This is a genomic window from Streptacidiphilus albus JL83 (genome assembly GCF_000744705.1).
In the GTDB taxonomy this organism is placed as follows: Bacteria; Actinomycetota; Actinomycetes; order Streptomycetales; family Streptomycetaceae; genus Streptacidiphilus; species Streptacidiphilus albus.
Genome location: NZ_JQML01000001.1, coordinates 8,248,022 through 8,268,203 on the forward strand (window position 1 = coordinate 8,248,022; position 20,182 = coordinate 8,268,203).

At 73.0% G+C, this 20,182-nt stretch carries 20 protein-coding genes, 2 tRNA genes and 1 pseudogene; 16 read left to right on the forward strand and 7 right to left on the reverse strand.

Annotated elements, in window-relative coordinates; genetic code table 11:
- Positions 1-19: 19 nt before the first annotated feature.
- From BS75_RS35930 to BS75_RS35940, 3 genes are read left to right on the forward strand one after another with little or no spacing between them, the layout of a single operon-like run.
- Positions 20-1,081 (forward strand): chorismate-binding protein, encoded by a 1,062-nt coding sequence (locus BS75_RS35930; RefSeq protein WP_231607994.1) that lies wholly within the window; start codon positions 20-22, stop codon positions 1,079-1,081.
- Between the two features lie 26 nt (positions 1,082-1,107).
- On the forward strand, positions 1,108-1,929 hold the full coding sequence (locus tag BS75_RS35935; RefSeq protein ID WP_034091200.1) for an aminotransferase class IV: 822 nt from the start codon (positions 1,108-1,110) through the stop codon (positions 1,927-1,929).
- A complete protein-coding gene (locus tag BS75_RS35940; protein ID WP_034091201.1) occupies positions 1,929-2,783 on the forward strand; it encodes a GNAT family N-acetyltransferase in 855 nt (284 codons plus the stop codon). Before BS75_RS35935 ends, BS75_RS35940 begins: the two co-directional genes overlap by 1 nt.
- A 33-nt stretch (positions 2,784-2,816) precedes the next feature.
- On the opposite strand, the gene BS75_RS35945 is transcribed toward BS75_RS35940, so the two are convergent.
- Complete coding sequence (locus BS75_RS35945) at positions 2,817-3,308, reverse strand: DsbA family protein (RefSeq protein WP_034091202.1); 492 nt, start codon at positions 3,306-3,308, stop codon at positions 2,817-2,819.
- A 107-nt stretch (positions 3,309-3,415) separates the two neighbouring features.
- On the opposite strand from BS75_RS35945, the gene BS75_RS35950 reads away from it, so the two are divergent.
- A complete protein-coding gene (locus tag BS75_RS35950; protein ID WP_152645726.1) occupies positions 3,416-3,868 on the forward strand; it encodes a hypothetical protein in 453 nt (150 codons plus the stop codon).
- Here the strand turns inward: BS75_RS35950 and BS75_RS35955 are convergent.
- On the reverse strand, positions 3,849-4,463 hold the full coding sequence (locus BS75_RS35955) for a CGNR zinc finger domain-containing protein (RefSeq protein WP_042437394.1): 615 nt from the start codon (positions 4,461-4,463) through the stop codon (positions 3,849-3,851). The genes BS75_RS35950 and BS75_RS35955 overlap by 20 nt on opposite strands.
- Positions 4,464-4,685: 222 nt before the next feature.
- Positions 4,686-5,099: an SsgA family sporulation/cell division regulator gene (locus BS75_RS35960; protein ID WP_034091203.1), complete on the reverse strand. Its 414-nt coding sequence runs from the start codon at positions 5,097-5,099 to the stop codon at positions 4,686-4,688.
- Between the two features lie 267 nt (positions 5,100-5,366).
- On the opposite strand from BS75_RS35960, the gene BS75_RS35965 reads away from it, so the two are divergent.
- A tRNA-Val gene (locus BS75_RS35965) sits at positions 5,367-5,438 on the forward strand.
- Positions 5,439-5,583: 145 nt separating this feature from the next.
- Positions 5,584-5,655, forward strand: a tRNA-Val gene (locus BS75_RS35970).
- A 77-nt stretch (positions 5,656-5,732) separates the two neighbouring features.
- Here the strand turns inward: BS75_RS35970 and BS75_RS35975 are convergent.
- Positions 5,733-6,458, reverse strand: a complete 726-nt coding sequence (locus tag BS75_RS35975) for an exonuclease domain-containing protein (protein ID WP_034091204.1) — start codon at positions 6,456-6,458, stop codon at positions 5,733-5,735.
- A gap of 180 nt (positions 6,459-6,638) precedes the next feature.
- On the opposite strand from BS75_RS35975, the gene BS75_RS35980 reads away from it, so the two are divergent.
- From BS75_RS35980 to BS75_RS35995, 4 genes are all read left to right on the forward strand, one after another.
- Complete coding sequence (locus BS75_RS35980) at positions 6,639-7,220, forward strand: DUF4365 domain-containing protein (protein WP_034091205.1); 582 nt, start codon at positions 6,639-6,641, stop codon at positions 7,218-7,220.
- A gap of 37 nt (positions 7,221-7,257) precedes the next feature.
- On the forward strand, positions 7,258-8,484 hold the full coding sequence (locus BS75_RS35985) for a hypothetical protein (protein WP_034091206.1): 1,227 nt from the start codon (positions 7,258-7,260) through the stop codon (positions 8,482-8,484).
- Between the two features lie 92 nt (positions 8,485-8,576).
- On the forward strand, positions 8,577-10,550 hold the full coding sequence (gene thrS, locus BS75_RS35990; RefSeq protein WP_034091207.1) for a threonine--tRNA ligase: 1,974 nt from the start codon (positions 8,577-8,579) through the stop codon (positions 10,548-10,550).
- A 143-nt stretch (positions 10,551-10,693) separates the two neighbouring features.
- A complete protein-coding gene (locus BS75_RS35995) occupies positions 10,694-11,263 on the forward strand; it encodes an HIT family protein (protein WP_034091208.1) in 570 nt (189 codons plus the stop codon).
- A gap of 18 nt (positions 11,264-11,281) precedes the next feature.
- Here the strand turns inward: BS75_RS35995 and BS75_RS36000 are convergent, their stop codons facing one another.
- A complete protein-coding gene (locus BS75_RS36000; RefSeq protein WP_034091209.1) occupies positions 11,282-11,908 on the reverse strand; it encodes a TetR family transcriptional regulator in 627 nt (208 codons plus the stop codon).
- Positions 11,909-12,015: 107 nt separating this feature from the next.
- On the opposite strand from BS75_RS36000, the gene BS75_RS49645 reads away from it, so the two are divergent.
- Both BS75_RS49645 and BS75_RS36005 read left to right on the forward strand, forming a co-directional pair.
- Complete coding sequence (locus tag BS75_RS49645; protein ID WP_169790767.1) at positions 12,016-12,189, forward strand: hypothetical protein; 174 nt, start codon at positions 12,016-12,018, stop codon at positions 12,187-12,189.
- Positions 12,190-12,192: 3 nt separating this feature from the next.
- Positions 12,193-12,486 carry a hypothetical protein gene (locus BS75_RS36005; RefSeq protein WP_034091210.1) on the forward strand — a complete coding sequence of 98 codons (294 nt, stop codon included), beginning with the start codon at positions 12,193-12,195 and terminating at the stop codon, positions 12,484-12,486.
- A gap of 36 nt (positions 12,487-12,522) precedes the next feature.
- On the opposite strand, the gene BS75_RS36010 is transcribed toward BS75_RS36005, so the two are convergent.
- Entirely contained in the window at positions 12,523-14,154 is a 1,632-nt protein-coding gene (locus BS75_RS36010; protein ID WP_034091211.1) for a hypothetical protein, read from the reverse strand.
- A gap of 228 nt (positions 14,155-14,382) precedes the next feature.
- Here BS75_RS36010 and BS75_RS36015 point away from each other — a divergent pair, with 228 nt between their 5' ends.
- Positions 14,383-14,874 (forward strand): thiol-disulfide oxidoreductase DCC family protein, encoded by a 492-nt coding sequence (locus tag BS75_RS36015; RefSeq protein ID WP_081982976.1) that lies wholly within the window; start codon positions 14,383-14,385, stop codon positions 14,872-14,874.
- Positions 14,875-14,937: 63 nt separating this feature from the next.
- Here the strand turns inward: BS75_RS36015 and BS75_RS43650 are convergent.
- A pseudogene (locus BS75_RS43650) lies at positions 14,938-17,113 on the reverse strand (elongation factor G-like protein EF-G2).
- 317 nt (positions 17,114-17,430) lie between these two features.
- Between BS75_RS43650 and pgsA the strand changes: the two are divergent.
- Genes pgsA through BS75_RS36035 form a run of 3 tightly spaced genes read left to right on the forward strand, consistent with a single transcriptional unit; the run spans position 17,431 to position 20,161 of the window.
- Positions 17,431-18,078, forward strand: coding sequence for a phosphatidylinositol phosphate synthase (gene pgsA, locus BS75_RS36025; protein WP_034091212.1), 648 nt, complete (start codon positions 17,431-17,433; stop codon positions 18,076-18,078).
- Positions 18,075-19,004 carry a phosphatidylinositol mannoside acyltransferase gene (locus BS75_RS36030; protein WP_034091213.1) on the forward strand — a complete coding sequence of 310 codons (930 nt, stop codon included), beginning with the start codon at positions 18,075-18,077 and terminating at the stop codon, positions 19,002-19,004. Before pgsA ends, BS75_RS36030 begins: the two co-directional genes overlap by 4 nt.
- The gene (locus tag BS75_RS36035) at positions 19,001-20,161 is read left to right on the forward strand and encodes a glycosyltransferase family 4 protein (protein WP_034091214.1); all 1,161 of its coding nucleotides are present in this window, start codon (positions 19,001-19,003) and stop codon (positions 20,159-20,161) included. Before BS75_RS36030 ends, BS75_RS36035 begins: the two co-directional genes overlap by 4 nt.
- The last annotated feature ends 21 nt before the right edge of the window (positions 20,162-20,182 follow it).

The window sequence follows — 20,182 nt, forward strand, 5'->3', positions numbered from 1 at the left end:
ACAGAATCAAGAGCCGCCCGTGAACCGTCCCCCCGCCCCCTCGGCCGCGATAGCCCGATTCGCCGGGCGTGTCGCCACCGGACTGCTCGATGTCACCGACGACCCGGCCGCCCTCGACAGCAGCGGCTTCTGGGCCGTGGTCGCCGACTTCGAGGGCCGGCTCACCGCCGCCCGCTTCGCCGACGTCCGTCCGACCGGCTCCGCCGCCGCCCCCGCTCCCGCCGACCCCTCCGGCTGGCAGGGCCCGTCCCGGGACGCCTGGCACAGCTCGCTCGACCGGGACGGCTACACCGACGGCGTCCGCGCCATCCGCGAGCGGATCGCGGCCGGCGAGGTCTACCAGGCCAACCTCTGCCGGGTGCTCAGCGCCCCGCTGCCCGACCCCGCCCTGGCCGACGTGGACGCGCTCGGCACCCGCCTCGCGCACGGCAATCCCGCCCCCTACGCCGGGACCGTCCGGCTGCCGGCGCACGGGGTCGAGGTGGCCACCGCCTCGCCCGAACTCTTCCTGGAGCGGCGCGGGGACCTCGTCTCCTCCGGCCCGATCAAGGGCACCGGCCGGACCGAGGCCGACCTGCTGGACAAGGACTACGCCGAGAACGTGATGATCGTGGACCTGGTCCGCAACGACCTGGGCCGGGTCTGCCGGACCGGCAGCGTCACCGTGCCCGACCTCTGCGCGGTCGAGAAGCACCCGGGCCTGGTCCACCTGGTCTCCACGGTCGAGGGCAGGCTCAGGCCCGGGGCGGGCTGGCCCGCACTGCTGGACGCGACCTTCCCGCCCGGCTCGGTCACCGGCGCCCCCAAGTCCAGTGCCCTGCGCATCATCGAGGCGCTGGAGACCGCGCCGCGCGGCCCCTACTGCGGCGCCGTCGGCTGGGTCGACGCGGACCGGGGCGAGGCGGTGCTCGCGGTCGGCATCCGCACCTTCTGGCTGGACCGGACCGACGCGGCCGGTCCCACCGTCCGCTTCGGCACCGGTGCCGGCATCACCTGGGGCTCCGACCCCGAGCGGGAATGGGACGAGACGGAACTGAAGGCGGCCCGGCTGCTTGCGGTAGCGTCCGAGCCAACCAACTGACCGGCAGACGGGAAGGAAGCACCATCGTGCGGATCTGGGTCAATGGCGCCCTGCAGGACTCCGGGCAGGCCGCCGTCTCCGTCCTCGACCACGGGATCACCGTCGGGGACGGCATCTTCGAGACCGTGAAGGCCGTCGAAGGGCGTCCCTTCGCGCTCGGCCGCCACCTCGACCGGCTGGAGCGCTCCGCGCGCGGCCTCGGTCTGCCCGCGCCCGACCGGGAGTCGGTCCGGCGCGCCTGCGCCGAGGTGCTGGACGCCAACCCGGCGCCGCTCGGCCGACTGCGGATCACCTACACCGGCGGCCTCGGGCCGCTCGGCTCGGACCGGGGCGACCACGGCCCCACCCTGATCGTGGCCCTCGGCGAGGTCGCCCGCCGGCCCGACGCCGCGCCGGTGGTGACCGTGCCCTGGACCCGCAACGAGCACAGCGCCGTCGCCGGGCTGAAGACCACCTCCTACGCCGAGAACGTCGTCGCCCTGGCCCGCGCCCACGAGTACGGCGCCTCCGAGGCGATCCTCGGCAACACCGCCGGACGCCTCTGCGAGGGCACCGGATCCAATGTCTTCGTCGTCCTCGACGGCCGGATCGTCACCCCGCCGCTCAGCTCCGGCTGCCTGGCCGGCGTCACCCGCGCGCTGGTGCTCCAGTGGCTGGAGGCCGCCGAGGAGGACCTGCCGCTGTCGGTGCTGCAGCGGGCCGACGAGGTCTTCCTCACCGGCACCCTGCGCGACGTCCAGGGGGTGTCCCGGGTCGACGACCGCGAACTCCCCGGCGCCCCGGGCCCGGTGACCGCCAAGGTGATGGCCGTCTTCGCCGAGCGGGCCGCCGCCGAGATGGAACCCTGATGACAACCACGCTGCGCCCCGGCGCTCCTGAGCGGTCCATGCCCGACGGCGCGCTCGCCCGCGACTTCGCCGTCTGCGTCAACGGCCGCCCGGTCGGCACCGTCGCCGTCTCCGCCTCCCCGGCCGACGGGAACGGTCGACGCGAGGGCAGGGTCAATCAGTTGACGATCAATCAGGCCGAGCGCGGTCGCGGCCGGGGCACGGTCGCCGCACTCGCCGCCGAGGAGGTGCTGCGCGGCTGGAACTGCCACGGCGCCTACTTCGGCCTGGTCGAGGACGCCGACGCCCCGGCCGCGCTGCGCTTCGCCACCGCCCTCGGCTACACGGTCCGGGCCCGCAACATGGTGAAGGAGATGCCCGCCGAACCGCCCGCGCTGCCCGCCGGCGCGGTGGCCGCGAGCTTCGACGAGGCCGAGTACCCGGCCTGGGCGGTCTACCACACGGACGGCTACGCGGACTCGCTGGCCAGGTCCGGCATGCCCCCGGCGGCGGCCAGGACCAAGGCCGACCGGGACTTCGCCCAACTGCTCCCCGAGGGGCTGCACACCCCCGCCACCATCCTGCGCCGACTGGTGGTCGACGGTGCCACCGCGGGTACCGTCTGGGTGGCCCACAGCGGCCCGCCCGGCCCCGACGGCAAGCCCCTGCCCTGGGTGTTCGACGTCGAGGTCGAGCCGGGCCACCGGGGCCGGGGCCACGGCCGGACGCTGATGCTGCTCGCCGAGCGCGAGACCGTCGCCGCCGGACTGCCCCGGCTGGGCCTCAACGTCTTCGCCGACAACGTTCCGGCCAACGCCCTCTACCGCTCGCTCGGCTACGAGGTCTACCTCACCTCGCTGCTCAAGGACCTCTGAGCGGCGCCCGTGCGGCGGGGCAGCCGTGGTCCGCTACGGCTGCCCCAGCAGCTCCGTGATCTGTTCGCGGATCCCCGCCTGCGACTGCCCGGCGTCCAGCCGCCGACCCGCGACCACATAGGTCGGCGTCCCGGTCACCCCGATCGCCTTGCCCTCGGCCTGGTCGGCGTCGACCACCAGCATGTGCCGCCCGTCGATCAGCGCGGTGTCCATCTCCTCGGCGTCGAGGCCGAGCTCCCGGGCCACCTCCACCAGCAGTTCCTCACCCCGCTCGGCCAGCTCGGCGGTCCTGGCCAGCACCGCCTCCACGTACGGCCAGCCCTGGCCCTGGACGAAGGCCTCCTCGGCGGCCTGGGCCGCGGCGAAGGCGTGCTTGTGCCGCTCCAGCGGGAAGTGCCGCAGCTGGATCTCCAGCCGGTCGCCGTAGGCGGCGCGCAGCGCCCGGAGGTCGTCCAGGGCCGATGCGCAGTCGGGGCACTGGAGCTCGCACCAGTACTCGACGCGGAAAAGGGAACTATTGCTCATGGCCGTAAGTCTCCCATTCGGGGGCACCATGAATGGAGACGGTGTCGCCCAGCGTTCGACCGGGACGCACGGACGATGCGGGGCACCGACGAAGGAGACGTGGGCTGATGACTGCGATTGTGTGTTTGGTGCTCTCGGCTGTCGCGGTGGTGCTGGCGGTGACGTCGGGGACGGCGCGCCGGTGGCGCCGCGCGGTGCGGTGGGCCGCCCTCGCCCTGGTGCCCACCGGCCTCTACCTGACCGGGCTGCTGACCATGTTCGACCGGATCGGCCACGCCGTCGCCGACTGGGCCGCCAACCTGGTCTTCAACCCGGGCGTCTGGGCCGGTGCCGGGATGCTCGGCGCGGCCGCGGTGGTACTGCTGCTCACCGGCGTGGGCCGGAGCAGCGGCTCGGACAAGGCGGTCCCCAAGGCCGCCGACCGGCCCGCCGCCCCGACCGGCCGGAGCGGCAACCTGCCGGCCGTGACCGCCGCCAAGCCGGCCGGGAAGTCGGGCGCCGACGACGGCCTCGGCGACTTCGCCGACGTGGAGGAGATCCTCAAGCGCCGAGGGCTGTGACCCCGGCGGCCTGCCCGGTCGGCTCGGCCGGACCGGCCTGCTCCGGCATGGTCCGCTGCCGCGCCCGGTACGCGGCCACGTGCAGCCGGTTGCCGCAGGTCCGGCTGTCGCAGTAGCGCCGGGAGCGGTTGCGGGACAGGTCGACGAAGACCCGGGCGCAGTCGGGGGCCTCGCAGTAGCGGAGCCGCTCCCGCTCGCCGGCGACCACGATGAAGGCCAGCGCCATCCCCGACTCCGCCGCCAGGTGCTCGGCCAGCGCCGCCCGGGGGGCGAAGTAGTGCATGTGCCAGCCGTGGCCGTCGTGGTTGGTCAGCCGGGGGGTCGTGCCCGCCCGCGCCACCAGCGCGTTCACCTGCTGTGCCGCCGCCTCCGGAGTGCCGGCCCGGAAGATCGCGTGCAGTTCGGTGCGGACCCGCCGGACCGCCGCCAGATCGGCCTCGGTCAGCGCGGCCACCTCGACGATCTCGGACCGCGCCACGAAGCCGTGCAGTGCCGCCAGGTCCGCCAGTCCCTCGTGCCCGCACACGTCCGGCGCGGTGTTCAGCAGGTCCACCAGTGCGTCGAGTGCGCACTGGGTGTCATGGGTGACCAACACGTCGGGACCCCCTGGCCCGTCATGCCCGAGCCCTGTCCTGGCCGGGTCCTGGACGGGTGACTCTACCGTCGCGATGCCGCGTCCGGTGCAAGGCGCAGGCGGGCGGCGCGCCATGCCGAAACCGCCGTCGTCCGGGGGGAGTGGACGACGGCGGCACGGGACGGTGTGCGGTCCGTGCCCCCGAGTAGACACGGCGCCGCACGGTAGGAGGGAAGGACCGTTTCAGCTCTCCGCGAGGATGTGCGAGAGCTCCCGGTCCAGATCGAAGTGACGGTGCTCGGTACCGGGGGGAACCGCGGCATCCGTCCGCTTGAGGAAGGACTCCAGCGCACGCGCCGGGGCTTCCAGCAGGGCCTCTCCTTCCGGAGAGCTCAGGGCGATGCAGACGACGCCTTGTCCGTGGCTGCGGGAGGGCCAGACACGGACGTCGCCGGTCCCGGTCGGCCGGTGCAGCCCCTCCGCGAGGAGGTCTCGGGCGAAGACCCAGTCGACGGTTTCGTCGGCGCCCGTGTGGAAGGTGGCATGCACGGCATAGGGGTCGGCGGTGTCGTAGCGCAGGCCCGCGGGGACGGGCAGGGAAGACTCGCTAGACACGATGAGGCGCAGGTGCAGCTCGCAACTGACCGTGGTGTTCATAAGCGCCAGGGCCTTTCGCTCAGTGTGCGCTCGGGGATCGCACGTCGGCGAACGGACCATCCCACCAGTGGGACCGGTGTAAACCCCTCTGTCCCGATTAGTACGCACCTGGTACCCCTTCCGGAGCATCGGCCCCACCTGCACCGCAGTCCCCTCGGGGCTCCTCGGGCCCCGTGCGTCGGCCTGCGGCGGCGCCGGACGCAAGATCGACGGCGGTTTCGGAGCACTCCCGGGCATGCGGTAAGGTTTTCCTTGTCAGTCCAGCCCGCGCGATTAGCTCAGTGGGAGAGCGCTCCGTTCACACCGGAGAGGTCGCTGGTTCGAACCCAGCATTGCGCACATCTGTTCGAAGCCCCGTCGGCCCATGGCCGGCGGGGCTTGGTCGTTTCCGGCGGCGACGTCGCCGGGAAAGCGGCCGGGAAAGGGCAGGGGAATGGATTTAGTCCCCGAGCAGCAGCAATGCTAATGTTCTCTTCGTTGCCCCGCGCGATTAGCTCAGTGGGAGAGCGCTCCGTTCACACCGGAGAGGTCGCTGGTTCGAACCCAGCATTGCGCACCGTGAAACGCCGGAAGGCCCCTCGATCGAGGGGCCTTCCGGCGTTTCCGGGCGTCGCAACCGCGGCTGACGGCTGCTCAGGCCGCCTGGTCCAGCTGCCGCCGCAGCGGCCAGGCGGTGTCGACCAGCTCCGGCGAACCGCTGTCGGTGAACCACCGCTGCAGGCCCCGGGCCTGGGCCGCGTGCCAGAGCGCCTGCCGCAGGTGCAGCTCGGCCGGCGTCAGCCCGGCCAGCCGCTCCGCGTAGCGGCGGCCGATCGCCCGGGTCAGCTCCAGCGCGGCGGTCGCGTCCGCCGCCGCGTCGTGGGCGTCCTCCAGCGGGACGCCGTAGTGCTCGCACAGGTCGGCCAGCCGGCGGCGGCCCTTGCGGTAGCGGTCCAGGTGCTTGTCCAGCACCCGCGGGTCCAGCACCAGCAGCGGCGCGCCGGACAGGACGTCGGTCAGCGACACGCCCCGGTGCCGTCGCAACTCCCGGTCCAGCAGCGTCAGATCGTAGGGGGCGTTCATCACCACCAGCGGCAGCCCCTGCCGGGCGCATTCGGCCAGCGCCCGGGCCACCTCCGCGACCACCAGCCCCACCGGTCGCCCGTGGCTCCGCGCCCACTCGTCGGTCAGGCCGTTCACCGCCGTCGCTCCCGCCGGGATCGGCACTCCCGGATCGGCGGCCCAGTCCTGCCGCAGCACCCCGCCGCCGCCCGCCTGCTGCACCACCAGCGCGGCCGTCACGATCCGGTCCTGCTCCACATCGACACCGGTGGTCTCGGTGTCGAAGGAGGCGAGCGCCCCCTCGTACCAGTGAGTCATGGCGGCCTCCCCGCGACGACCACCACCGCCGGTGGTCACACTGTGCTGATACCCGATCACCTGGTGTTCTGAACCCTGCTGACGGCCAGGCAGTTTCGCCGCGCTTTCGGGCGGAGATGACTACAGGTGACGGCCCGTCCGGTCGGAACGGCCGGCCGTCGCTCACGGGGACGGCAGCCAATGGCGCTGACACAACCCGGCCCGGACGCCACGCCTCCGCAGTGGAGCGCAGCCGGATCGGGACAATCGATGCGGGGTCAACTCGCGGTCACCTCCTGCATGGAGACGCTCCAGGTGGGATATCTGCACGCGGTCGCCGCGGCGGCGGGCTGCGCGCTCGCCTCGCCCTTCCCGGACAACGGCATCGACTGGCACGTCAGCCACGGCAGTTCCGCGCACACGGTCGACGACGAGGCCACTATCAAGGTTCAACTGAAGTGCACCCACCAGATCCCGCCGAATCCACCCGGAAGCCACTTCAGCTTCACCCTGGACAACGACCACCTGCGGAAGCTCGCCCAGAGCCGGGTCGCCGTGCACAAGATCCTGGTGGTGATGCTGGTCCCGCGGGAGATCGACCAGTGGCTGGTGGCCGGTCCTGACCGGCTTGAGCTGCGGCACTGCTGCTACTGGGTCAACCTCGCCGGTCAACCCGTCACCGGCAGGCGCCGGACGAATGTCCGGATACCGACGGGCCAGGTCTTCGACGACCGCGCGCTGTGCGCCATCATGGCGCGTGTGGGGGCAGGTGAACGACCATGAGGCGACCGGCCCGCACGGGAGGGAAGGCGTGACGGCAATGCGGCGCGACACCCGACCAGAGGCAGTCGACCCGGTACGGGCACGGACGGCCCGGGCGCGCCGCGCCCCGGCGGGCGACCCACCCGAGGGACCGCCGCTGCCCGATCCCGCGCGCGTCGACCCGGACGTCCTGCTCACCCTGCTGGCCCGGCACGGCTGGTGCCGCCACGGCGGGGCCGGCGGCCGGTACAGCCGCTGGACGCCGCCGGACGACCGGGAGCCCGACACCAGCCTGCTGGTCCCGGCCGACCGCGCCTTCGACGACAGCGCCGACCTGCTGGAGGAGGCCCTGGCCGCGCTGGCGCGCTCCGGAGTCGCCTCCGCCCAGGCGATCCTGACCGCGCTGCTGGTACCCGGGGACGAGGTGCACTGGCGGCGCGAGGTTCCCGGCGTCGGCGGGGCCGTGCCCTGGGCCAGCGAGGCGGGACTGCGCGCCGCGGCGACCGCGATGCTGGCCGCCGCCGCCAAGGCCGGGCGCGCCCGCGCCGCCTACTTCGGCGCCCGCTTCGACAGCCACGCCGCCGAGTTCCTGGACCGGGTGCTGGTCGTCGCCCCGGGCACCGGGGCCGGGCTGCTGACCGCCTACACCGAGGCCCCCGAGGACCGCCCGGCCACCACCACCCTGGTCCGGGCGCTGGAGGCGATGCGCGACGCGGTCGACTACCAGCGCACCACCGGCCGGATCGACGCCTTTGACAACGGGGTGCGGCTCGGTGTCAGCTGCGAGCTGATCGGTTCCGTCGTCCAACTGGTGCGCGGCAGCGAGGGCGCGGAGATCGCGCTGTCCTGGGCCCCGAGCGTCGGCGTCCCGCACGGCTTCGGCAACCGGCGGCAGCTGCTGGAGTTCTCCCCGGGCGACCTGCCCGCGCTGGAGGCGGCGGGGGAGCGGCTGGAGCACATCGAACCGGCGGTCGAGGTCGAGGTCACCGGCGCGGTGGTCCGGCTGAAGCGGCAGCAGCTCTCCGGCAGCGGCGTGGTCCGGCTGCGGGTACTCTCCGGCGCCGACGTCGACGAGGTCAGGGTCAGGCTGGACGAGGACGGCTACCGGCTGGCGGTCGAGGCCCACCTGGCCGGCACCCCGGTCCGGCTGCGCGGGCGGCTGGAGCGCAAGGGCGGCTTCCGCCGGCTGAGCGAGCCCTCGGCGCCGGCCGTGGTCGAACTCGACGACGCGGAGCGCGAACGGATGCTCAAGGCCCTGCGGGTCGCGGACGCCGCCGAGGGGTGACGCGTGCGCGGGCGGGGGCGGGGGCTCGGTACCATCGTGACCGCAGCACCATCGCTGCCCATGCAGGTAAAGCCGAGAGTCAGGAGAGTCCGGTGTCGGACGTCCGTGTGATCATCAGCCGCGAACCCGATCGGGAAGAGCGCGTGGTGACCACGGGCACTACGGCGGCGGAGCTCTTTCCCGGTGAGCGCGCGGTCATCGCGGCCCGGGTCGGCGGCGAGCTGAAGGACCTGGCCCACGTCCTGGCCGACGGCGACGAGGTCGAGCCGGTCGCGATCGACAGCGCCGACGGCCTGTCGATCCTGCGCCACTCCACCGCCCACATCATGGCCCAGGCCGTGCAGGAGATCTTCCCCGAGGCCAAGCTCGGCATCGGCCCGCCGGTCAAGGACGGCTTCTACTACGACTTCGACGTCGCCAAGCCGTTCACCCCGGAGGACCTCAAGGCCGTCGAGAAGAAGATGACCGAGATCATCAAGCGCGGGCAGAAGTTCTCCCGCCGCGCGGTGACCGACGAGGCCGCCCGCGAGGAGCTGGCGAACGAGCCCTACAAGCTGGAGCTGATCGGCCTCAAGGGCGGCGCGACCAGCGACGACGGCGCGGACGTCGAGGTCGGCGGCGCCGAGCTCACCATCTACGACAACCTGGACCCGAAGAGCGGCGAGCTCTGCTGGAAGGACCTGTGCCGGGGCCCGCACCTGCCCAGCACCCGGATCCCGGCGTTCAAGCTGATGCGCAGCGCCGCCGCCTACTGGCGCGGCAGCGAGAAGAACCCGATGCTGCAGCGCATCTACGGGACCGCCTGGGCGACCAAGGACGACCTCAAGGCGCACCTGGACTTCCTGGAGGAGGCCGCCAAGCGCGACCACCGCAAGCTCGGCAACGAGCTCGACCTCTTCTCGATCCCGGACGAGATCGGCTCGGGCCTCGCGGTCTTCCACCCCAAGGGCGGCATCATGCGCCGCGCCATGGAGGACTACTCGCGGAAGCGGCACGAGGAGGCGGACTACGAGTTCGTCTACACCCCGCACGCGACCAAGGGCGCGCTCTTCGAGAAGTCCGGCCACCTGGACTGGTACGCCGACGGCATGTACCCGCCCATGCAGCTGGACGAGGGCGTGGACTACTACCTCAAGCCCATGAACTGCCCCATGCACAACCTGATCTTCGACGCCCGGGGCCGTTCCTACCGCGAACTGCCGCTGCGGCTCTTCGAGTTCGGCACGGTCTACCGCTACGAGAAGTCCGGCGTGGTGCACGGCCTGACCCGCGCCCGGGGCTTCACCCAGGACGACGCGCACATCTACTGCACCCGCGAGCAGATGGCCGAGGAGCTCGACTCCACTCTGACCTTCGTGCTCGACCTGCTCCGCGACTACGGCCTGACCGACTTCTACCTGGAGCTCTCCACCAAGGACGAGACCAAGTTCGTCGGCTCGGACGAGGCGTGGGAGGAGGCGACCGAGACCCTGCGCAAGGCCGCCGAGAAGCAGGGCCTGCCGCTGACCCCCGACCCGGGCGGCGCGGCCTTCTACGGCCCGAAGATCTCGGTCCAGGCCCGGGACGCCATCGGCCGCACCTGGCAGATGAGCACCATCCAGCTGGACTTCAACCTGCCGGAGCGCTTCGACCTGGAGTACACGGCGGCGGACGGCTCGCGGCAGCGGCCGGTCATGATCCACCGTGCGCTGTTCGGCTCGATCGAGCGCTTCTTCGCGGTGCTGCTGGAGCACTACGCCGGTGCGATGCCGCCGTGGCTCTCGCCGGTCCAGGCCGTCGGCATCCCGATCGGCGACGCCCACGTCTCCTACCTCCAGGAGTTCGCCGCCGAGGCGAAGGCCAAGGGGCTGCGGGTGGACGTGGACGCCTCCAACGACCGGATGCAGAAGAAGATCCGGAACAACCAGCGACTCAAGGTCCCGTTCATGCTGATCGTCGGCGACGAGGACATGGCGGCCGGCACGGTCTCCTTCCGCTACCGCAACGGTGAGCAGAAGAACGGCGTCCCCCGTGACGAAGCGCTGGCCGAGATCCTGGACGCGGTGGAGCGTCGCATTCAGGTCTGACGCTTTTCCCCGCCTGCGCGGGGGTGCTCCGAAGATGCGGAACCAGCACAAGTCGAAGGTTCCGTTTGCCCCGCCTGCGCGGGGGTGCCGGGTGGGGCGGGCTCAGCGCGAGTCCGCCCTACGGCTGCTCCAGCCCAACGCCTATGCTGATCTCCATGACGACGGAGCCGGAGCAGCAGAGCGGAGTTGGCGTCCCGGACGCTTTTCAGCGCCTTTGGACCCCGCACCGGATGGCCTACATCAAGGGCGAGAACAAGCCGACCGGCCCGGAGGCCAGTGACGGCTGTCCGTTCTGTTCGATCCCGGCCATGTCGGACGAGGACGGGCTGATCCTCCGTCGGGCGGAGCACGCCTACGCGGTGCTCAACCTCTACCCGTACAACTCCGGGCACCTGATGGCGGTCCCGTACCGGCACGTCGCGGACTACACCGAGCTGACGCCGGAGGAGACCGCCGACGTCGCCGAGCTGACCAAGCAGGCGATGACCGCGCTGCGGGCGGCCTCCGGGGCGCACGGCTTCAACATCGGCCTGAACCAGGGCGATGTGGCCGGGGCCGGGATCGCCGCACACCTGCACCAGCACGTGGTGCCCCGCTGGGGTGGGGACACCAACTTCATGCCGGTCATCGGCCACACCCGAGTGCTGCCGCAACTCCTGGCGGACACCCGGAAGATGCTCGCGGACGCCTGGCCGGAGGACGTGGCCCGGTAGGGCGGTTCCGGCTCGGCTTCAGGTGTCCAGCCAGTGGCGGCGGCCGATGCTGATCAGCCGCAGCTGCCGACGGGCGGTGGCGACGATGCGCCGCTCGTCCTCCGGGTCGCCCTCCGCCTCCAGCAGCGCGGCGACGGTGGTGACCGTGTGGTCCGCGTAGAGGTCGGCCAGGACCCGCAGGTCCTCCGGGTCCCAGCCCGCCGACTCGGGCTGGGCGGCGAGGTCGTCGGCGAGGTCGTCGGCGAACTGCCGGATCCGGGCGGCGATGGCCTGCCGCACCGGGCGCACGCCGCCGTGCCGCTCGCGGACCAGGAAGCGCAGGTTGGCGCGGTGCTCGTGGACGTACCGGGCGAGCAGGTCGATGCTGCGGTCGATCACCTCGTCGGGTCCGGCCTGCTCGGCGCGGATGGCCCGGACCAGTGTGCGCAGGCTGCCGAAGGACTCCTCGACCAGGGCCATGCCGAACGCGGGCAGGTCGGGGAAGTGCCGGTAGAAGCCGCTGGGGGTGAGGCCGGCCTCCCGGGTGACCTCGCGCAGGCCCAGGCTGCTGAGGCCTTGGTGGTCGAGCAGTCGCATCCCGGCGTCCAGGAGGGACTGCCGGGTCTGCTGCTTCTGGGACTGTCGCGGCCCGAGAGTGTGGCTCATCTCATGCAGTAAACAACTGTTCTCCGGTATTGGCGAGTGCGGGGCAGGGGTACCCTCGAATTATTCAGTGAACGACTGTGCTCTGAATTCTCGTGAAGGGAAGCACCATGGTCCTCCTCGTAGTCCTGCTCGCCCTGAGCGGCGCGCTCTGGGGCGCCGCCTCCTACCTGAGTTCGCCGGTGCTGGCCGTCGGCTGCGCCGTGGTCGGCTGCTGGCTGCTGGCCTTCGCCGTCCGTGAGCGGATCGCCCGGGCCGGCCGTCGCACCACCGTGGAGGGCTGACCCGTGACCGCAGTACGGACACAGGCCGTCCCGGCGCCGAGCGGATCGGCGCGCAGCCGGGAGGACGGCGACGACACTGCTGTCGCGTCCTTCGTCCTCGGCCTGCTGGGGGTGTTCTTCCTCAACATCGCCCTCGGCCCGCTGGCGATCGTCCTGGCCGGCGTCTCGCTGGCCCGGGGGACCGGGCGTCGCGGACGGGCCCTGCTCGGCCTGGCTCTCGGCGTCACCGACCTGGTGGTGCTGGGCGCGGCGGTCGCCGCGCACCACGGCGGGATCAGCTGGGGCCCCGTCGGCTGACCCGGCGCGGGAGGCGGCCGACGCCGGCGGCGCGGGTCACCAGGCGTCGAAGTCGTCCGGCTTGGACGGGCGGGTGCCCTGGACCTCCATGCCGAGCAGGCTGGCGCGGTTCTTGAAGCGCTCGACGTCCACGTCGTGGTCGACCAGGACCTCGACCGCCGCCGAGTGCACCGCCCGCAGCACCGCCAGGGCGCTCTGGGTCGCGTCGTCGGTCATGTTGCGGTTGCCCCAGGGCGGACCGGCCCAGGCCGAGCGCAGGCCGAAGGGCTCCGGCAGCTTGAAGGTGCCGCCGAGCCAGTTGAGCATGGACTGGTTCCAGGTGAAGGGCGCGCGCACGGTGAGTCGCACCACCTCCTGGTTGGTCACCAGCGGCGTCTTGACGGTGGTGGTCTCCCAGGGCTTGCCGGGCTTGGTGACGGTCTTCTCGGGCGGCTTCGGCTTGCTGGTGAAGCCCCCGGCCACCGGTCCCAGGGCGTACCCGGAGACCTCGATCCGCAGGGTCTCGTGCAGCACCGAGACCCGGATCAGCAGGGTCAGTACCAGGCCGCCGTCGAAGAGGACGAACTGCACGCCCAGGTAGTGGCGCGCCCCCGACCTGCCGAAGTTCTGCCGGTTGGCCAGGTCGGTGAGCGCGGAGGCGCGCATCCGCGAGCCGTCGAACTCCGGGCCGCTGGGCCGGGATATCTCGTCCGCGCCCTCGCCTATCGAGTCGATCGCCCAGTGCTCCACCTTCAACTGGGGGAAGCCGCCGGTCGCGAGCGGGCTGCGGTTCATCCGGCCGAGGTGGTCCTCGATCTTCCGGATCACGTCCCAGGGGTGGAAGGGCCTGATCTCGGCGATGCCCTCACGGGGGTCGAGCTGCTCGGCCAACTGCCAGACCGCCCACCGCCGTCCGAGGCCGAGCACGCCCTTGCGGTGCGCGACGTGGAGGTAGTTGGTCTCCTGCTCGGACGCCAGCCCCGTCAGCTGCTTGCGGAGGGTCTGCGCCTTGGTGTCCTCCGGGCCGATCGGCACGGCGTCGGGGACCCGGGCGCCGACCGTGCCGCCGTCGATCAGCGAACCCCAGCGGGCCCGGAGCTGGATCGCGAAGCGCAGGCAGATCTGCCGGGCGACCAGCCAGCCGATGGGCGCGCCCAGCATCACGATCCGCAGGTAGATCCCGAAGGCGCCGCCGACCGGCGGACGCCAGGCGAGCAGCACCGCGATCACCGCGCAGACCGCCAGGGCGAGTCCGCCGAAGAGCGACTGCTTGTCCGGGTGGCTGCGGCGGCGGAACTCGAAGGCGCCGAGCCAGAGCAGCGTGCCGGGCAGGAAGAGGAAGCCGAAGATCAGGGCCACCGCGGTCAGCTGCTTGTCGCGCCGGTGCCGCAGGGCCTCGGCCTCCAGGCAGTGCTCGACGACGATCCGCGGGTCGATGCCGAAGGAGCGGACCAGCGGCTTGCGGGAGGAGCCGAGGGTACGGGCGATCACCGCCTGGCAGAACGCCTCGCCGAAGTTGGGGGCGAACACCCGGTGCCGGCCCGCCTTGTGCGCGGTCTCCTCGTTGAGCTTGACCAGGTCTTCCAGCGGGTTGTCCCGGTAGGCTCCGGAGGAGAGGGCGGCGGTCGCGCCGGTGTGCGGGGTGCCGTCCAGCGGGATCTGTGCTCCGGGGCTGAAGTCAAACGTCATCGTCACCGCAGGTCCTCCCAATGGCCGCGCTCGCCCATACCGCCCCCCGCCGCGATGACCATCCGCTGAAACGATGTCATGAAGCCGGAGCAGTAAGCCTATCGTCGCCGATCAGCGCGCGTCAGTGCATGCTCCAACTTTCCGGGGCCGCCCCGGCGCCCGGGACGGGCGGAACGGGCAGGCGGGAGCGGGCCCGGAGCGCGCGGCGGGCTCTGCGATGATCGATTCATGGCCGAAAACCTGTCCTCACCACTGCCCCCGAGGCAGCCGTCCGGGTCGTCCCACCAGCTGCCGCCGCAGCCGGTCCTGCTCTTCGACGGTGACTGCGCCTTCTGCAGCTCCTCCGTCCGGTTCGCGGAGCGCCGTCTCGATGCCGATCGCTGGGAGGCCGTGCCCTTCCAGTTCGCCGACCTGGACGCGCTGGCCGCGTTCACCGGCGGCCTGGTCAGCCCGGAGCGGGCCGAGCACGAGGTGCTCTGGATCACGCCGACCGGCCGGGTCTACGGGGGTGCGCAGGCCGCGGCCAGGCTGCTGCTCCGCACCCGCCGACCGCTGTGGAGCGTGCTGGGCGCGTTGCTCACGCTGCCGCTGCTGCGCCAGGCCGCTGCCGGGGTGTACCGGGTGGTGGCGGTGAACCGGCACCGGATGCCCGGTGGCACGGCGGCCTGCGCGCTGCCGCCGGCCGCCCGCCGGGCCGCCGCCCAGCCGCCGGCGGCCTGAGCACCGCCGCCCCGCGACCGTCGCCGACGCACTCCCGGCCGGGGCCCGCCCCGGCGAGTCCGCCTAGCCGAGGATGTGCGCCGCGACGGCCGTCGGCATGGGTTCGTGCCGGACGTAGGCCCGGGTGAACGTCCCGGCGCCGTGGGAGAGCGAGCGGAGGTCCACCGCGTAGCGGACGATCTCCCACTCGGGCACCTCGGCGCGGACCAGCGTCCGCCCGGCCGCGCCCGCGCCGCTCGGCACCGGCTCGGTGCCGAGCACCCGGCCGCGCCGTCCGGACAGGTCGCCGAGGACCGCGCCGACGTAGTCGTCCGGGATCAGCACCCGGACCTCGGCCACCGGTTCCAGCAGCCGGACGCCGGCCTCGGCCGCCGCCTCGCGCAGTGCCAGCGCGCCCGCGGTCTGGAAGGCCGCGTCGGAGGAGTCCACCGAGTGGGCCTTGCCGTCGAGCAGGGTCACCCGCACGTCCACCACCGGGAACCCGGCGCTGACGCCCCGGCCGAGCTGCGCCCGGACGCCCTTCTCCACCGAGGGGATGAACTGGCGCGGGACCGTGCCGCCGACGACCCGGTCGACGAACTCGAAGCCGGCGCCGGTCGGCAGCGGCTCCACCTCGATCTCGCAGATCGCGAACTGGCCGTGCCCGCCGGACTGCTTGACGTGCCGTCCGCGCCCGCGCGCCGGTCCGCCGAAGGTCTCCCGCAGCGGCACCACGTAGGGCACCGGGTCGACGCTGACGCCGTAGCGGGTGCGCAGCCGGTCGACCAGGACGTCGGCGTGGGCCTCGCCGAGGCACCAGAGCACCAGCTGCCCGGTGTCCGGGTTCTGCTCCAGCCGCAGCGTCGGGTCCTCGGCGACCAGCCGGGCCAGGCCCTGGGAGAGCTTGTCCTCGTCGGTCTTGCTGTGCGCGGCGACGGCGACCGGCAGCAGCGGGTCGGGCAGCGCCCAGGCGGCGACCAGCAGCGGCTCGGAGCGGTCGGAGAGGGTGTCGCCGGTCTCGGCGCGGGCCAGCTTCGCCACGCAGACGATGTCCCCGGCGACGGCCTGGGCCACGTGCCGCAGGGTCTTGCCGAGCGGGCTGGAGAGCGCGCCGACCCGCTCGTCGATGTCGTGGTCCTGGTGGCCCCGGTCGCCGAGGCCGTGTCCGGAGACATGGACCGGGGCGTCGGGGCGCAGCGTCCCGGAGAAGACCCGGACCAGGCTGAGCCGGCCGACGTAGGGGTCGCCGCTGGTCTTGACGACCTCGGCGGCGAGCGGGCCCTCGGGGTCGCAGTCGAGCTCGGGGCGGGGGCGCCGTCGGGGCTGGTGACCGGCGGCCGGGGGCGGTCGGCGGGGGAGGGAAGCCGGTGGCGACCAGGTCGAGCAGGGCGGCGGCGCCGAGGCCGGTCCGGGAGCCGTCGGCGGGCGGCAGCACCGCCAGCACCGGGTGGAACGCGCCCCGGGCGACGGCCCGTTCCAGGTCCTTGGTGAGGTTCTTCGGGTCGAGTCCCTCGCCGGCGAGGTAGCGGTCCATCAGCGCCTCGTCCTCGCTCTCGGCGATCAGGGCCTCGATCAGCCGGTTGCGGGCCTCGGTGACGGCCGCCCCGTCGGCCGCCGACAGCTCGCCGGGTTCGGCCGGGTCGAGCAGGCCGACCAGCCGGGTCGGCCGGGGGGCTCCTTCGGCCGCGCCGAGCGGGAGGTGCAGCGGCAGGACCGACTCGGTGTTGCCGTCGCCGAAGGCCTCCCGGCAGAGCGCGACGGTGGCGGCGAAGTCGGCCTGCGGGTGGTCGAGTTTGGTCACCACCAGTGCCCGGGGGAGCGCCAGGTCCGCGCACTCGGACCAGAGGGCGCGGGTCGCGCCGTCGATGCCGTCGGTGGTGTCGGTGGCGGAGACCACGAACAGCGCGGCGTCGGCGGCGCGCAGGCCGGCCCGCAGCTCGCCGACGAAGTCGGCGTAGCCGGGGGTGTCCAGCAGGTTCACCTTCAGCCCGGCGTGGACCAGCGGCACCAGCGCCAGCTGGACCGAGCGCTGCTGGCGGTGCTCGATCTCGTCGTGGTCGGAGACGGTGGTGCCGTCCTCGACCCGGCCCGCCCGGTTCACCGCGCCGGTGGCCAGCGCCAGCGACTCGGCCAGGGTGGTCTTGCCCGCTCCGCTGTGGCCGACCAGGACCACGTTCCGTATCTGCTCGGGTCGCACGGGCTGGTCGGCCGCCGCATCCCTGCCGGCGGTCACCCCGCGTCCGGATGTCCTGTCACCCATGGTCCGATTCTCCTCCCGCGAGCGCGGGTGCGCCCAGGCGTGGGCGCGCCCTGCCGACGCCGCGGGGACCGCGCAGAGTGTTCCCGGGGTCACCCGCGGTGATGGTGAGCTTGGCACCGTGCCGCGCGCAGGTCCATATCCGCGGCAGGGGCGCTCGGGGCGGGACCGGGGCGGCGCGGTCGCGGGCGTGCCCGCGCCCGGCGGCGCCCCGGCGTCCGGATACGATGGCCCGGCGTTCTCCTACGCTTCCCGTACCCGCGGTCCCGGCCGATGCCGTGCCGTCAGCGGAGCCAGATTCGGAGCGGTCGGCAAAACCCATGCTCAACAAATACGCGCGGGCCTTCTTCACCCGGGTCCTCACCCCTTTCGCCTCGATGCTGCTGCGTGCCGGGATCAGCCCGGACGTGGTCACCCTCGTCGGCACGGCCGGCGTCTGCGCCGGCGCCCTGGTCTTCTTCCCCCGGGGCAGCTTCTTCTGGGGCACGATCGTGATCACCGCTTTCGTCTTCTCCGACCTGGTGGACGGCAACATGGCCCGCCAGGCCGGCACGTCGAGCGTGTGGGGCGCGTTCCTGGACTCCACGCTGGACCGGGTCGCCGACTCGGCGGTCTTCGGCGGCATCGCCCTCTGGTACGCGGGCGGCGGCAACAACGACCTGCTGTGCGCGGTCGCGGTCTTCTGCCTCGCCTGCGGCCAGGTGGTCTCCTACACCAAGGCGCGGGCCGAGAGCCTGGGCCTGAAGTGCGACGTGTCCGGGCTGGTGGAGCGGGCCGAGCGGCTGGTGGTGACGCTGGTCGCGGCCGGTCTCGCGGGGCTGCACGGCTTCGGCGTCCCGTACATCGAGTGGCTGCTGCCGATCGCGCTGTGGGCGATCGCCGCCGGTAGCCTGGTCACGGTCTTCCAAAGGATTCTGACGGTCCGTCGGGAGGCGGCCGAGGCCGCGGCGGGGGGAGTGCCCGAGTGAAGGAGAACCTCACCGACTCCGCGTACGCGGCAGGTTGGGCGCTGGTCAAGCGGCTGCCGGAGCCGGTCGCGACCCGACTCTTCGACGGCATCGCGGACTTCGTCTGGCGGCGGCGCGGCAAGAGCGTGCTCCGGCTGGAGTCCAATCTGCGCCGGGTCCGCCCGGAGGCGACCGATGCCGAGATCACCGCGCTGACCCGGGCCGGGATGCGCAGCTACATGCGCTACTGGTGCGAGTCCTTCCGGATGTCGACCTGGAGCCGGGAGCGGGTGCTCGCCTCCTTCGAGCCCGAGGACGTGCACCGGCTGGACGAGGCGATGGCCTCCGGTCGCGGCGCGGTCCTGGCGCTGCCGCACATGGGCAACTGGGACCTGGCCGGCGCCTGGGTGGTGGTCCGCGGCATGCCGTTCACCACCGTCGCCGAGCGGCTGAAGCCGGAGAAGCTGTTCGACCGCTTCGTGGCCTACCGCGAGGGCCTGGGCATGGAGGTGCTGCCGCTCACCGGCGGTGCCGGCACCCTGGGCAAGCTGGCGCAGCGGCTCCGGGCCGGGGGGCTGGTCTGCCTGGTCGGCGACCGGGACCTGTCGGCCTCGGGCGTCCCGGTGGAGTTCCTGGGCGAGGCGGCGCGGATGCCCGCCGGGCCCGCCGCGCTGGCCGCGCAGACCGGCGCGGCGCTGCTCCCGGTCACCCTCTGGTACGACGGCACCCCGGTGATGAAGGGCCGCGTCCACGAGGAGGTCCCGGCGCCGGCCGAGGGCTCGAAGCGGGAGAAGGTCGCGGCGATGACCCAGGCCATGGCGGACGTCTGGGGCGAGGGCGTGCGCGCCCACCCGGGCGACTGGCACATGCTGCAGCGCTTCTGGCTGGCCGACCTCGAACCCCGGCCGGAGGAATCCGTGCTGCCGGATCCGCAGGGGGTCCAGTGAGGATCGGGATCGTCTGCCCCTACGCCTGGGACGTCCCCGGCGGGGTGCAGTTCCACATCAGGGACCTGGCCGAGCACCTGATCCGGCTGGGCCACGAGGTCTCGGTGCTGGCGCCGGCCGACGACGACACCCCGCTGCCGCCCTACGTGGTGTCGGCGGGACGGGCCGTCCCGGTGCCTTACAACGGCTCGGTGGCCCGGCTGACCTTCGGCTTCGTCTCGGCGGCGCGGGTCCGCCGGTGGCTGCGCGAGGGCGGCTTCGACGTCCTGCACATCCATGAGCCGGTGACCCCGAGCCTGTCGATACTGGCCTGCTGGGCGGCGTCCGGGCCGATAGTCGCCACCTTCCACACCTCCAACCCGCGCTCCCGCGCGATGATCGCGGCCGAGCCGCTGATGCAGCCGGCGCTGGAGAAGATCAGCGCCCGGATAGCGGTCAGCGAGTACGCCCGCCGCACCCTGGTCGAGCACTTCGGCGGCGACGCGGTGGTCATCCCCAACGGGGTGGACGTCCGCTTCTTCGCCGACGCCGATCCGCGCCCGTCCTGGACCGGCTCCACCATCGGCTTCGTCGGCCGGATCAACGAGCCGCGCAAGGGGCTGCCGACGCTGCTGGAGGCGATGCCGAGGATCGTCGCGGAGCGCCCGGACGTCCGGCTGCTGGTGGCCGGCAAGGGTGACCCGGAGGAGGCGGTCAAGGACCTGCCGCCGGACGTCCGGTCGCGGATCGAGTTCCTCGGCATGGTCAGCGACGAGGAGAAGGCGAGCCTGCTGCGCAGCGTCGACCTCTACGTCGCCCCGAACACGGGCGGCGAGAGCTTCGGGATCATCCTGGTCGAGGCGATGTCGGCGGGCGCTCCGGTGCTGGCCAGCGACCTGGACGCGTTCCGGCAGGTGCTGGACGGCGGCGCGGCCGGGGAGCTGTTCCCGGTCGAGGACGCGGACGCCCTGGCCGGAGCCGCGCTGCGGCTGCTCGGCGACCCGGGGCGGCTCGCCGAGCTGAGCGACGCGGGCAGCATCCATGTGCGCCGCTTCGACTGGGAGACCGTGGGCGCGGACATCCTGTCCGTCTACGAGACGGTGACCACGGGCGCGGCGGCGGTGGTCGAGGAGGACCGCGGCGGCTGGCGCAGCCGGCTCGGACTGGCCCGCGACTGAACCGCGGTGACCGCAGAACCG